Source organism: Actinokineospora globicatena (assembly GCF_024171945.1).
Taxonomy (GTDB): Bacteria; Actinomycetota; Actinomycetes; order Mycobacteriales; family Pseudonocardiaceae; genus Actinokineospora; species Actinokineospora globicatena.
Genome location: NZ_JAMTCR010000003.1, coordinates 255,269 through 269,091, shown reverse-complemented (window position 1 = coordinate 269,091; position 13,823 = coordinate 255,269). Strand labels below are relative to the sequence as shown.

The following is a 13,823-nucleotide window of genomic DNA, read 5'->3' as shown; positions in this document are numbered from 1 at the left end:
GTCAGACCCAGTACGTCACAAGAATGCCGTTGCCTACCCTCGATCGAGGGAACATTTTCCCAGTGCAATCACGGTGAGTGGCTTGCACGCCGATATGGACACCGGTGGTCGCGAATAGCGCCGGGCCCCGATCGGGCCCCACCCGGACTTGACTGACTTCCCGCCGCGTGGTCGTGCTGCCCGGTCGCGGTGCGGTACGAAGCAATCATGCTGAACACGACCAGAGCGCCGTCGAGGCCCGCGCCGCCGTTCGCCGCGATGGCCGCCGTCCTGTGCTTGGTCGGCATCGTGGTCGTCGGGCAGATGTACGCGACGATCCCGCTGATCCCCTACCTGGCAGGCGCGTGGTCGGTCGACCCGGCCGCCGCGGCCTGGGCCACGTCCGCCTTCGCCATCGCCTACGCCTGCGGGTCCCTGATCAGCGGCCCGCTGTCCAACCGCTGGGGCAGGCGGGCGGTGATGGTCGGCGGGATCGCCGCGATGGCCGTGGTGACGGCGGTCCTCCCGCTCGCGGACAGCCTGGTGACGGGCTCGGTCCTGCGCGGCCTGCAGGGGCTGTTCGCGGGCGCGTTCGTGCCCATGGCCTACGCCCACTTCAGCGCGACCGTGCCCGCGCGGCGGCTGCCGACCGCGCTGACGATGATCTCGGCGTCGATGGGCGGCACCGTGGTGATCGGCCAGGTCGAGTCGCAGCTGGTGGCGCAGTACCTGGGCTGGCGCGCGGTCTTCTGGGTCACCGCCGCGCTGCTGGTGCCCGCCGTGGTGATCGTCTACCGCGTCATGCACGACCCGGACGGTCAGGTGCCGGTCGCCGGTCGGGTGCACGGCACGGTGCCGACGTTGGTCCGCCGCGCGCCGCTCTACCTGATCGCGCTGCTGGTGGCGGGCAGCATCACCGCCGTCTACACGGGAGTCCAGCTCGCGGGCCCCGCCGAACTGGTCAGCGACCACGACGCGATGCTCGCACTGCGCACCAGCGCGTTGCCCGCCCTGCTGCTGGCCGTCTTCTTGGCACCGGTCCTGGGCAGATTCCCTTCCACGATCAGGGTTTGCGCCGCCTTCGCCCTCGCCGCCGCAGGTATGGCGGGCACGGCGATCGTCTCGGACAGTCCGCTGGGGATCGGGATCGCGCTGTTCCTGTTCATGCTCGGCATGTCCACCGCCGGACCCGCGCTCATCCAGTCGATCGGCACCAACGCGGGCGCCGCCCAGACCACCGCGATCGCCTTCTACGGCTTCGCCCTCAACGCGGGCGGCGCTGTCGGTGCCCGGCTCCCCACGTCGTTCCCGGACCTGGCCGAACTGGCCTGGGTCCTGACCGCCGTCCTCCTCGCCGCCACCGCCTACCTGTTCCGCTCCGCCCTGCGCGCCCGCACCACCACGTTCCGCCCGGTCGAGCCGCGCGTCCCGGCGACCGGACCCCGGCGAGGCGCTCGGTCGGGGTCGTGACCCGGATATTCGGCGTACGGACCGGGTACGGCGCGCTACAGTGGCCGCACACCTGGTGATCAAGGAGCCGACCGGCCGCGCGGGCTCGGAACACAGGAGGACGCCTGATGCAACCGCTCGACCAAGAGCGCATCCGCGACTCGCTCACGAACTGCTCGAAGGGCGAGGCGAAGAAGATGACCATGCCGAACCTGGACACCGTGGCGTGGGACGACCTGGACTTCTTCGGCTGGGTCGACCCGCGCGCGGTGAACAACGCCTACCTGGTGCTGCCGTACCAGGGTGAGGTCGTGGGGATCTCGCTGCGGATGGCCACGCCGCCGCGCAGCAAGCTGCGGTCGTCGATGTGCGCGTTCTGCCACACCATCCACCCCGCCTCGGACATCGTCCTGTTCTCGGCGCGCAAGTCCGGCAAGTCCGGCAAGAAGGGCGACACCGTCGGCACCTACATCTGCCGCGACCTCGCCTGCAGCCTGTACGTGCGCGGCAAGCGCAAGTCCGACGTGCCGCAGGCGACCGAGACCATCGACCTGAGCGAGAAGATCGACCGCATGGTGCTCAACGTGGAGCTGTTCGTGAGCCGGGTCCTGGTCGGCGAGTGACCGCGCCGCGGCCGGGCCCGGGTGGCCCGACCGCGGCGGTGCGCCTGCCCCGCTCAGTCCTCGCGCGAGCTCAGTCGTCGAGAACCAGTCGTCCTCGAGAGCTAGTCGTCCTCGAGTACAGCGAGCACGTCGAACTCCACCAACATCCCCGGCGGCAGGCCCACGTAGCAGGTCATCCGCGCCGGGGCGGGCTCGCCCGCGTAGGTGCGGTAGATCTCGTCCATCGCGCGGAAGTGCGCGTAGTCGGTCAGCCAGACGCGGGTCATGACCACGTCGGCGAAGGTGGCCCCGGCCTCGGCGAGGACGGCGACCACGTTGTCCAGCGAGCGGCGCACCTGCGCCTCGATCCCCTCGACCAGCTCACCGGTCGCCGGGTCCGCGGGCATCTGGCCGGAGACCTGCACGACCCGGCCGATGCGCGCGCCCTGCGAGTAGTGCGCGATCGGGTCCGGGGCGCCGCCGGTCTTCAGAGCGAGCTTCTCCACGTGCGCTTCCTCTCCTTCTGCTGTGCGGTTTCCGCGGGTGGTGCGCGCCCGAGTCAGGCGCGGGTGAGCGGCCGGGTGTCGCGGTCCACCAGGAACTCGGGGCGGGTGGCGTGTCGGGGCGCGTTGCCGACGGAGTTGTAGGTGATGAACACGACCGTGCGCCGGTCGTCGGAGGTGTTGTCCGAGGAGGAGTGCACGATGCTCGGGTGGAACGCCGAGATCGCGCCCGCCTGCCCGAGCAGCCGGTGCGCGGCGAACCGCTCGGCGAGCGCCTCGGCCCGCTCGTCGGGGATGCTGTGCGCGAGCTTGGCCGACACGTGGTCGGTCCAGGTCCCCCGGCTGCCCAGCGCCTCGGACCCGTCCGAGCCGATGATGCCCAGCCGGTGCGACCCGGAGAGCACCGTCAGCGGGCCGTTGCCCGCGTGCACCTCGTCCAGGCTGATCGCGACGGTGACCGCGGCCGGGGCGGGCATGCCGTCCTCCAGCGCCCAGAACGCGAAGTCCTGGTGCCACGGCCAGCGCCCGCCCTGCCGGGGGCTCTTGATGTTGACCTTGAACTGGTAGACGTACACCTGGTCGCCGACCAACTCCTCGGCGAGGTCGAGCAGTGCCGGGGTGCGCACCAGCGCGGCGCACACCTCGTCGTAGCGGTGGCAGCCGTGCAGCGCGCGCAGCACCACACCACCCTCCTCGTACACCGACTCGGGGCGGTCGGCCGCGCAGATGCCCTCGATCGCGGTCCGCAGCCGCGCGAGCGAGTCGGGCGGGAGCGGGTCAGCGGGCACGCACCAGCCCTGCCTGCGGTAGTCGGCACCCGCTCGGGCGAGCTGGGTCGCGGTATCGGTCATGCCGTGGTTCCTCCGGTCGCTCGTCTGGGTTCGGGCTGTTCAGCCGGGTCAGGGGCGGCGGCACTCAGGCGTCGAAGAGCACCGCGGACAGGATCAGCCGGTCGATCTTGCCGTTGGGGTTCAGCGGCAGCTCGTCGAACCAGGTGAGGCTGCGCGGCACCATGTGCTCCGGCAACAGCTCACCCAGCTCGGCCAGCACCGGGGCGGTGTCCAGGCGCACACCGGTGAAGGCGGCGCGCAGCTCGACGTCCCCGTCGCCGACCGCGCCGCCGAGCACCACCGCGTCGCGCACGCCGTAGCGGGTGCGCAGGGCCTGCTCGACCTCGCCGACCTCCACCCGGTGGCCGCGGACCTTGACCTGGTGGTCGACCCGGCCCAGGTGCACGGCCAGGTCCCCGTTGTGGGTCACGAGGTCGCCGGTGCGGTACCAGTGGTCGACGCGCACCGGTCCCGTCCCGTCGTACACGCGCGCGACGCCGTCGTCGATCGCCACGAACCGGCCGGTGTTCTGAGCCGGGTCGAGGTAGCCGGGGAAGCGTTGGACACCGCGCATCACCAGCTCGCCGACAGCGGCTGGGCGGCCGTCGTCGCCGATCACCGCGATCTCCATGTCCGGGTAGGGACGGCCGATGGGCACGGTGCCGTTCCCGGTGGCCTCGTCGGGGCTGCCCGCGACCCGGTGCTCGTAGCACCCGGTCAGCTCGGTGGGCCCGTAGATGTTGTCCAGCGCGCTGTTGGGCGCGGCCCGCCGCCACTGCTCGACCTGCTGCCACTTGAGCGGTTCGCCGGAGAACAGGCTCCAGCGCAACCCGGGCATGGCCCCGGGAGCCAGGTCGCCGAGGCGCTCGGCCGCGGAGATGATGGACGGCACGGAGAACCAGTGCGTCAGGCCGCGGCGGTTGACGAAGTCCACCGGGGACAGGATCTCCCGCTTGGTCGGCACCACCAGCGCGGCGCCGGTGCTCCACGCGACGAACATGTCGTGCACCGACGGGTCGAAGGTCAGCTCGGCGACCTGGGAGTGCCTGCACCCCGGGCCCGCCGGGTAGTGCTCGCGCACGTGCGCGACGAACGGGGAGATGTTGCGGTGGGTGAGCGGGACGCCCTTCGGGGAACCGGTCGACCCGGAGGTGAACAGGATGTAGGCGAGGTCGTCGAGTCCGGCCCTGGACGCGGGCAACGCGGACGCCGGGGTGGCGGGCAGGGCGTCGAGCGCCGCGTCGGGCAGGTCCAGCGCGGGGACGCCGGGGTCGACCTCGGCGCCGCCCGCGTCGCGGATGACGAGGTCCAGTCGGGCGCTGTCCGCGATGGACCGCAACCGCGCGGCGGGGAAGCCCGCGTTGAGCGGGACCGGGGTCGCGCCCAGTCGCAGGGTGGCCAGGTACGCCGCGTAGGCGGTGCGGCTCCGGCTGACCGCGAGGCCGACCCGGGCCGGTGGGCCGCCGGTGGCCCCGCAGATACGGGCGGCGACCGCGCGGACCAGCTCGTCGAGTTCCCGGTAGGTCAGGGTGTGGCCGTCGACCTCGAGCGCCACGAGCCCGGCGTGCGGTTCGACGGAGTCCCCGAACCAGTCGTACAGCAGTCGGTCGTTCATCGCTCCTCTTTCGCTGGGTGGGGGTGCGGACTCCGTGTGCGGGAGGGGGCAGTGCGAGAGGGATGCGCGGGGTTCAGCCCCCAGTGCGGGCCCGGCCGCGGCGGGGGAGCTTGCGCACGCGCGGCTCGTCCGGCTCGGGGCCGGTCCACGCCACGGCCGCGCAGAACCGGCGCACGGTCGGGTTCTCGAACAACGCGGAGACGCGGGCGGAGACCCCGGCTTCGTCGTGCAGGCGGGCGACGAACTCCGTGGCCAGCAGGGAATGCCCGCCGAGGGCGAAGAAGTTGTCGGTGGCGCCCACGCTCTCGCGGCCGAGCAGCCGCGCCCACATCGCGCTCACCCGGACCTCGCGCTCACCGTCGGGCGCGACGAAGTCCTGCGTGGGCAGCTCAGCTCCGTCCACCTCGGGCAGGCCGCGGCGGTCGAGCTTGCCGCTCGCGGTGAGCGGCAAGCGGTCCAGCACCGTGAACCGCACGGGGACCATGTAGTCCGGCAGGTGCCGCGCCAGGTCCCGGGTCATCTCCGCCTGCTTCGGCGGCGCGGCGCCCTCGGCGAGGACGAGGTAGGCGACCAACCCCTTCGCCACCCCGGTGCCCGCGACCGCGACCGCGGCGGCGGACACCGCGGGCAGGCGTTGCAGCGCCGCCTCGACCTCGCCCAGCTCGACGCGGTGACCCCGCAGCTTGACCTGGGTGTCGACGCGGCCGAGGAACTCCAGCCTGCCCGCCGCGTCGTACCGGGCGAGGTCACCGGTCCGGTACAGCCGCGCCCCGGGGACCGCGCCCACGACGTCGGGGACGAACCGGTCGGCGGTCAGGTCCGGGCGGTTGACGTACCCGCGGGCCAGGTTCTCCCCGCTGATCCACACCTCCCCGGGGAACCCGGGTGGCACCGGCTCGCCGGTGGGGTCGAGCACGTGCACGGCCGTGTTGTCCGCGGGCCTCCCGATCGGCGGCAGCACCGGCCACCGCCCCGGGCTGGTGGGCAGCCAGTGGCTGGTGGCCCGGCTGACCTCGCTCGGCCCGTACTGGTTGACCAGCCCACAGCCGGGCAGCGCCGCGAACCAGTCGGCGAGGTCGTCGGTCACCTGCAGCTGCTCACCACCGCACATGACCGCCCGCAGCCTCAGCAGCGGAGCCCGGTCCAGGGCACGGGTCCAGCTCACCACGTTGACCAGTCCGGCGTAGGGGACGTCCCAGCGCTCGACTCCACCGGTCTCCAGGTGCTCGAGCACGACCGCCGGATCGCGTCGGGCGGCGTCGTCGGGCAGCACCACGAGGCGGGCGCCGACCTGCCAGGCGGCGAACATCTCCACGAAGGACGCGTCGAACCCCAGCGAGTTGAACTGCAGCACCGCGCCGGTGGGGCGCACCGGGATCTCGTCGCGGTCCCAGCGCGCCAGGTTGGCCAGCGCGCGGTGCGACATCGCCACCCCCTTGGGCCGCCCGGTCGACCCGGACGTGTAGAGCACGTAGGCGAGGTGGTCCGGCCGGACGTCCACCCGCGGCGGTCGCACCGGGCCGGTCGCGATGGGGCCGGGTGGGATCTCCAGGACGTCCTCCCCCACCTCCCCCACCTCCGCTGCCACCGCCCGGGCGTCGGCGTCGGTCAGGACCAGGCGGACACCGGCCTCCGCGCACATGAACCGCAGGCGGTCGCCCGGGTAGGACATGTCCAGCGGCACGTAGGCGCCACCTGCCTTGAGCACGGCCAACAACGCGGTGAACAGGCGTGGGCCGCGGTCCATGAGGAGCCCGACGCGGATGTCCGGTCCGACGCCGCGCTCCACGAGCCGGTGAGCGAGGGCGTTCGCGTCGGCGTCGAGCCGCGCGTAGGTGAGCTGGACCCCGCGGTGGGTCAGCCCGACGGCGTCCGGGGTCCGCTCGGCCTGTCGTCGGAACAGCTCGTGCGCCGTGACCGGCTCGACCTCCCGGTGGCGCCCCGACGCGGTGGCGAGCACGGCCGCGCGCTCCTCACCGGTCATGATCGGCAGCCGGGCGGCGGGGGCGTCGGGGGTGCGGGCGATGCTCGCCAGCAAGGTGTGGAAGTGGCCGAGGAGCCGCTGGGCGGTCGCCCCGGTGAACAGGTCGGTGCCGAACTCCAACTCCAGGTGCAGGCCCTCGGCGGTGATGCGGGCGGCCAGGACCAGGTCGAAGTCGACCGCGGCGGCGCGCAGCCGGACCGGCCGCACCCGCAGACCGGTCAGCTCCGCGCCGCGCTCGGACTCGGCGTGCATGTCGAACAGGACCTGCGCCAGTGGGGAGTGGCCGGTGGAGCGCTCGGGCGCCACCCGCCGCACGACCTCGGCGAAGGGCACCTCCCGGTGCGGGTGGCCGTCGAGCACCTCCCGCCGGACCGCGGCGAGCACGTCCTGGAAGCCGGTGTCGGCGGTCAGCCGCGAGCGCACGGCGGTGGTGTTGACGAAGTACCCGATCTGGCCTTCCAGTTCGACCTGGCCCCGGCTGGTCACCGTGGTGCCGACCAGCACGTCCGGGTGGCCGCTGAACCGGTGGACCAGCACCGCGAACGCCGAGAGCAGCGTCATGTACGGGGTGCAGCCCTGCGCGGCGCCCACCTCGGCGACCTGGTCGAGCAGGTCCTTGGGCACGAGCGCGCGGACCATCTCGGCGGCCGAGGTGCGCACCGGCGGGCGCGGGTGGTCGGTGGGCAGGTCGAGCTGGGTGGGGGCGTCGGCGAGGTGGCGGACCCAGTGCTCGAGGTGCGCGGCCCCGGCGGCACCGCGGTGGCGATCCCGCTGCCAGACCGCGTAGTCCGGGTACTGGACGGCGAGAGCGGGCAGCTGGGCGGGGGTGCCGGTCAGCTCGGCCCGGTAGAACTCGGCCACCTCGCGCTGGAAGACCGCGCCGGACCGGCCGTCGAACACCAGGTGGTGGATGATCAGCACGAACAGGTGCCGGTCGGGGGCGAGCCGGTAGACGCGGGTGCGCAGCAGCGGGCCGCGCTCGAGGTCGAACGGCACGCGCGCGTGGTCCTCGGCGACGGACTCGGCGCGGTCCGGGCCCCCGGTCAGGTCGACCACGGCGTGGTCCAGCTCCGCCCGCTCGACCACGACCTGGACCGGGGTGCCGTCGACCCGGCGGAACCGGGTGCGCAGCGACTCGTGCCGGTCGACCACGGCGGCGATCGCGGCGCGCAGGGCGGGCTCGTCCAGCTCGCCCTCCAGCTCCAGGCTCTGGGTCAGGTTGTACTGACCGTCCTCGTCGGAGAGCTGGTCCAGGAACAGCAGGTGCTCCTGGTTGGGCGCCAGCGGGATCGGGCCGTCCGGTCGGCGCGGGATCACCGCCGCGCCCCGCCCGCGGGCGCCGCCCGCGACCAGCCGGTCGACGAGCGCGGACAACGACCCCAGTTCCGGCTCCTCGAACACGCCGCGCAACGGGACCTCCAGGCCCCACTCGCGGCGGATCCGGGCGATCAGCAGCGTGGCCAGCATGGAGTGCCCGCCCGCGGTGAAGAAGTCGTCGTCGCGGCGCAGGCCGGTGCGGCCGAGGACCTCCGACCACAGGTCCGCCATCCGGCGCTCGGTCGGCGTCCACCCGGCACCGGTGTCAGCGGCGTCGGCGGCGTCCCGCTCGGCGGCCGTGGACAGCGACTCCAGGTCGACCGCGCCACGCGGGGTGCGGGGCAGCGCGGCCAGCCGGATCAGCCGAGCGGGCACCTGGTGGCGCAACAGGGTTCGGGAGAGCGCGGCCAGCAGCGGGGCCGGGTCGGTGCCGTCCGGGGCGGCGAAGAAGCCGATCAACCCCGGGCGGCCGCCCCCGGCGGGCACGACGGCCGCGTCGGACACCTCGGGCAAGGCGCGCAGGGCGGCTTCGGTCAGCTCCGGCCGGGCCGGGATGCCGTCGCCCACGACCACGCGGTCGGCGCGGCCGAGGACCACGGTGGTGCCGTCCACGCGTCGCCTGCCGTGGACACCGGTCGGGCGTGGTGTCGTCCCCTCGCCGCGTCGGTGGAACTCGCCGACCGCGCCCGGGGCGACGGGGTGCAGGTACTGGTCGAGCAGCGGCTCGCCGTCGTGGGTGTCCGCCGTCAGCCGCAGTCGGGACACGGGTTGGTCCGGACTGTCGGCGAACGCGCGCAGGACCGTGCGGAAGTGCTCGACCAGGGTGTCGACCTCGGCGGCGTCGAACAGGTCCGTGCGGTACTCGACAGCACAGCCCACGAAGCGACCCGAGCCGTCCTCGCGCGCGTGCAGGGTCAGGTCGAACTTGGACGTCGCGCTGGGAACCTCCAGCGGGGTGGCGGTGAGACCGGGCAGGGGCAGCGCGTGCGGCGCCTCGTCGGCGTTGCACATGACCTGGAACACGGGGGTGAACGCGGCGTCCCGCCCCGGTGCGACCCGGGTGGCGACCTTGTCGAACGGCACGTTCTCGTGCTGCTGCGCGCTCAGCAGCCGGTCGCGCACCGCCCGGACCACCTCCGGCGCGGACTGCTCGCCCCGCACGCCGATCCGCACGACCACCGTGTTGACGAACAGGCCGCACGTGCGGTCCCACTCGGGTCGACCCCGGTTCGCGACCGGCACCCCCAGCACGAGGTCGCCCACTCCGGTGATCCTGTGCAGCAGCACCGCGAACGCGCTCATCACCACGGCGAACGCGGTCGTGCCGCAAGCGGTCTTGAGCGCGTCGACCGCCTCGGTGATCTCGGCGTCGACCGAGAAGGACACCGTGCGCCCCTCGCCGGAGGCGCGACGCGGGTAGGGCTTGTCGTGCGGGAGTTCGAGCAGCGGCGGCGCACCCGCCAACTGCTCGGCCCAGAAGTCCAGGTCGCGGTCGAACCCACCGCTCGCGGCGACCCCGTACTCCCACGCGGTGTAGTCGCGGTACTGGTAGGGCACCTCGGGCAGCTCGGCCGCGCGCCCCTGGACACGGGCGGCGTACAGCTCGGCGAACTCCGCGAAGGCGAACCGCTCGGACCAGCCGTCGGAGACGATGTGGTGGATATTCACCAGCACCAGGTGCTCGGCAGGCGCGGTGCGCACGACCTCGACCCGGACCAGCGGGTCGGTGGCCAGGACGAACGGGCGCGCGCCGAACTCCGCGACCCGCTGCGCCGCCGTCTGCCCGGTGTCCGCGAGGTCGACCAGGTCCACCGGCAGGTCCTCGGCCGGGCGCGGCCGCTGCACCAACTCGCCGCCGGTGGTGCGGACGAACCGGGTGCGCAGCGCCTCGTGCCTGGTGAAGACCTCCCGCCAGGCGTGCTCGACGGCCTCGAACGACAGGTCGCCGACCACGCGGAAGCCGAACGGCACGTTGTAGGTGGCCGCCCCGCCCGCCAGCTCGTCGAGGAACCACAGCCGCCGCTGGGCGAAGGAGGCCGCGACGTCCTCGTCCGCCCCGACCCTGCGGACCGCGGCGGCGCCCCCGCCCGCCCGCTTGGCCAGCAAACGGCTGAGCAGCTCCTGCTTGAGCCGGGCGGCTTCGTCGTCGGCCGCGCTCATGCCACGCCCTTCCCCGAGGCCAGGACCTTGGCCACGATGTCCACCGCGTCGTCGATGTCCCGCGCGCCGACGCCGCGGTGGGTCACCGCCCTGGCCCTGCCGTGCCCCAGCTCGGCCAGCGCCAGCCCGTGCTCCCGGGCGGCGGCGAAGAACGCGGGCAGCGTCCAACCGGGCGCGGTGATCCGGAACATGCAGATGTTGGTCTCCACGACCTCCGGGTCGATCTCGACGCCGGGGATGTCGGCGAGCCCGATGGCCAGCCTGCGGGCGTTGGCGTGGTCCTCGACCAGCCGGTCCGCGGTCTTGATCGCGACGATGCCCGCGGCCGCGATGAAGCCCGCCTGCCGCATGCCGCCACCGAGCATCTTGCGGATCCGGCGGGCCTTGGCCACCAGCTCCCGGTCGCCGACCACCATCGAACCGATCGGCGCGCTCAACCCCTTGGACAGGCAGAACTGCACCGAGTCGGCGGGAGCGGCGATCTCCGCGGGGGTGCGGCCGGAGCCCGCGGCGGCGTTGAACAGGCGGGCTCCGTCGAGGTGCAGGCGCAGGCCGCGGTCATCGGCGAAGGCGCGGACGTCGGCCAGGTGCTCGGCGGAGAGGATCCTGCCGCCACAACGGTTCTGCGTGTTCTCCACGCACACCACCGCGGGTAGGGCGAACTGCGGGTCCTCCGGGTCCTTGGGGCAGCCCTCGACGAGGTCCGCGATGCGGAGCGTGCCGTCGGGCTGGTTGTCGATCGGCTCGTACACCAGCCCACCGCACACCGAGGCGCCGCCCGCCTCGTAGATGTAGATGTCGCTCTCGCGCCCGACGAGGACCTTGGTGCCGCGCGGCGCGTGCGCCATCAGGCAGGCCAGGTTGGCCATCGTCCCGCTGGGCATCAGGCACCCGGCGTCCTTGCCCAGGGTGTGCGCGGCCAACTCCTCCAGCTCGCGCACGGTCGGGTCCTCGCCGTAGACGTCATCGCCCTGGGTGGCCGACGCCATCGCGGCCAGCATGTCCGCCGTCGGCCTGGTGAACGTGTCACTGCGCAGCTCGATCACCGGGTACCCCCGTCCTCGTCGGCCGTCACGACCAGCTCGATCTGCCTGACCGCCTCGTCGAGCGCCTCCCGCACGCGGTCCGGGTCGTCGCCGACCGCGATCACGTGCCCGAGGCGCTCGTAGGCGTTGCGCGGCGGTCGCACGTGGGCACCCACCCCGACGGTCACCTTGGCGGCGACCACCCCGTCGACCTTCAGCGCGCGCTCCACCCCCTCGACCTGCCGCAGCACCCCGGTCCGGGGGACGGTCAGGAACCGGATCGCGGCCGTGCGGGTGGGTGCGCCCGGCAACGACACCGGCCGGGCCGCGGCGGCGAGCAGCTGCTGGCCCAGGACGTCGACGCCGGTCGCCAGGCGCACCAGCTCGGGGATCATGCCGCCCGCGAGCCGGGGGTTGATCTCCACGATCGCCGGACCGGCCGGGGTCAGCTTCACCTCGGTGTGCGAGGCGCCGGTGCGCCAGCCCACGGCGTCGAGCCCGGCCGTGACCTCGGCCCGGATCAGCTCGGCGGTCTCCGGTGGGAGGTCGGCGGGGAACACGTGGCCCTGCTCGACGAAGTTCGGCAACCAGCCCACCGACTTGGCGGTGATACCGACGCAGTGGTGCGCGCCGTCGAGGCTGAAGACCTCCACGCTGACCTCGGGGCCGTCGAGGTACTGCTCCACGAGCGCGGCCCCGGCCATCGGCAGCCCGCGCACGTTGGCGGTCACCGACACCACCGCGGCGACCTGCGCGCGGACCTGCTCCTCGGTCTCGCACAGCAGCACGGCGTTCGACCCGGAGTCGTCCACCGGCTTGACCACGCACGGCAACCCCGCCGCTCGCACCGCTTCCGTGATCGCCCGGTCGCCGTCGGCTCCGGTGAGGGCGCTGAAGCGGGGCTGGCGCACACCGGCCCCGGCCAGCACCGCGCGCAGCTCGGACTTGTCCCGGCACGCCCGGATCGCCGCGGGCGGGTTGCCCGGCAGGCCCAGCCAGCCCGCCAGCTCGGCGACGGCGGGGATGTAGAACTCGCTGGTGCTGGTGACGCCGACCAGTTCCTCGCGCCGCCACCGGTCCTGGATGGTCTGGCGCAGGCTCGCCGTGGAGTTCGTGTCGCAAAGGACGACCTCGGCGCCGGTGTCCGCGAGCCCGGCGTAGCGCTCGGGGCCGCTGGTGAGCAGGACCGGGCGGAACCCGAGGGCGCCGCTCTGGCGCAGCGCGGCCATGCCGGTCCCGGTGGTGTTGGACTCGACGAACAGCAGGTGCCGCGGCGTGTTGTCAGCGGCCCGGTTGACCGACCGGGACCACCGGCTGACCTCGGTGCCGTACTCGACGACCTCGGGTGTGCGCGAGACCTCGACCGCACCGAGGCCGTGCTCGGCCCAGTGCTCGTCGTCGTAGACGGTGTCGACGTAGCGGTCGCCGCGGTCGGGGAAGATCCCGACGACCCGGGTGCCCGGCTCCGCCCGCGACGCCACCTCGCACATCACCCGGTACACCGAGCCGGAGGTGTTCCCGGCGAAGATCTGCTGCTCGGCGGCGAGGTCGCGGGTGGCCTGGAACGCCTCGTGGTCGTTGAGCCAGTGCACCTCGTCGATGAGCCCGCGGTCGAGGTTGTGCGGCAGCAGGCTGTTGCCCAGCCCGCTCTGCAACCGGCGCGGGCGGTCCGGCTGGTCGAACAGCGCGCTGCCCACGCAGTCCACGCCGACGACCCGCAGGTCCGGCTGGGTCTCGCGGAGCCTGCGCGCCGTCCCGCACAGCGAGCCGCCGCTGCCGACCGACCCGACCAGCACGTCCACCCCGGGTAACTCGCGCAGCACCTCGTCGGCCAGCGCCCGGTAGGCGGCCGGGTTGTTCGGGTTGCTGTACTGCCGCGGCCAGAACGCCCGCGGCAGCCCGGTCAGCAGTGCCTGCAGCGCCTCGAGCCGGGCGCTCTGCCAGCCGTTGGCGGTCATCTTCTCCACGACGAGGACCTCGCAGCCCAGGGCGCGCAGCTTGCCCAGGGTGATCCGGTCGATGCGCGGGTCGGTGACGATGTGCACCGGGTGGCCCAGGGCGGTGCCGACCAGCGCCACCCCCAGCGCCATGGTGCCCGAGGAGCTCTCCACGATGGGGTCCCCCGGGCGCAGCTGCCCGGTGCGGCGGGCGTCGAGGATGATGTTCCTGGCGACCCGGTCCTTCATCCCGTACAGGTTTTGCAGCTCCAGCTTCGCGAAGAGCTCGACCCCCGCGCTGAGCGGGGCGCGCAGCCGGACCAGCGGCGTGTGGCCGATGCTGTCGATGATGCTCTCGAAGAGCACGTGTCACCGTCCCTTGTGGTCTCGCCCACCGCGGGTGTCGGTGGCGGTCGTGTCGG

8 protein-coding genes are annotated in these 13,823 nt (G+C 73.4%); 2 read left to right on the top strand and 6 right to left on the bottom strand.

Annotation, left to right across the window (positions count from 1 at the left end):
* The first annotated feature begins 207 nt into the window (after window positions 1–207).
* Together LV79_RS14480 and LV79_RS14475 are read left to right on the top strand one after the other, a co-directional pair.
* Window positions 208–1,449 (top strand): MFS transporter, encoded by a 1,242-nt coding sequence (locus LV79_RS14480; protein ID WP_253836591.1) that lies wholly within the window; start codon window positions 208–210, stop codon window positions 1,447–1,449.
* Between the two features lie 107 nt (window positions 1,450–1,556).
* On the top strand, window positions 1,557–2,051 hold the full coding sequence (locus LV79_RS14475; protein WP_253836584.1) for an FBP domain-containing protein: 495 nt from the start codon (window positions 1,557–1,559) through the stop codon (window positions 2,049–2,051).
* Between the two features lie 101 nt (window positions 2,052–2,152).
* On the opposite strand, the gene LV79_RS14470 is transcribed toward LV79_RS14475, so the two are convergent.
* The 6 genes from LV79_RS14470 to LV79_RS34460 all read right to left on the bottom strand — a co-directional run bounded on the left by LV79_RS14470 (window position 2,153) and on the right by LV79_RS34460 (window position 13,767).
* The gene (locus LV79_RS14470) at window positions 2,153–2,536 is read right to left on the bottom strand and encodes a RidA family protein (RefSeq protein ID WP_253836582.1); all 384 of its coding nucleotides are present in this window, start codon (window positions 2,534–2,536) and stop codon (window positions 2,153–2,155) included.
* Between the two features lie 53 nt (window positions 2,537–2,589).
* Complete coding sequence (locus LV79_RS14465) at window positions 2,590–3,384, bottom strand: phytanoyl-CoA dioxygenase family protein (protein WP_253836566.1); 795 nt, start codon at window positions 3,382–3,384, stop codon at window positions 2,590–2,592.
* A gap of 64 nt (window positions 3,385–3,448) precedes the next feature.
* Window positions 3,449–4,978 carry an AMP-binding protein gene (locus LV79_RS14460; protein ID WP_253836564.1) on the bottom strand — a complete coding sequence of 510 codons (1,530 nt, stop codon included), beginning with the start codon at window positions 4,976–4,978 and terminating at the stop codon, window positions 3,449–3,451.
* A gap of 73 nt (window positions 4,979–5,051) precedes the next feature.
* Window positions 5,052–10,439 carry a non-ribosomal peptide synthetase gene (locus LV79_RS14455; protein ID WP_253836562.1) on the bottom strand — a complete coding sequence of 1,796 codons (5,388 nt, stop codon included), beginning with the start codon at window positions 10,437–10,439 and terminating at the stop codon, window positions 5,052–5,054.
* Entirely contained in the window at window positions 10,436–11,485 is a 1,050-nt protein-coding gene (locus LV79_RS14450) for a GntG family PLP-dependent aldolase (RefSeq protein ID WP_253836560.1), read from the bottom strand. Before LV79_RS14450 ends, LV79_RS14455 begins: the two co-directional genes overlap by 4 nt.
* Window positions 11,482–13,767 carry a pyridoxal-phosphate dependent enzyme gene (locus LV79_RS34460; protein ID WP_253836558.1) on the bottom strand — a complete coding sequence of 762 codons (2,286 nt, stop codon included), beginning with the start codon at window positions 13,765–13,767 and terminating at the stop codon, window positions 11,482–11,484. The genes LV79_RS14450 and LV79_RS34460 overlap by 4 nt, the downstream gene beginning before the upstream one ends.
* Window positions 13,768–13,823: the final 56 nt, after the last annotated feature.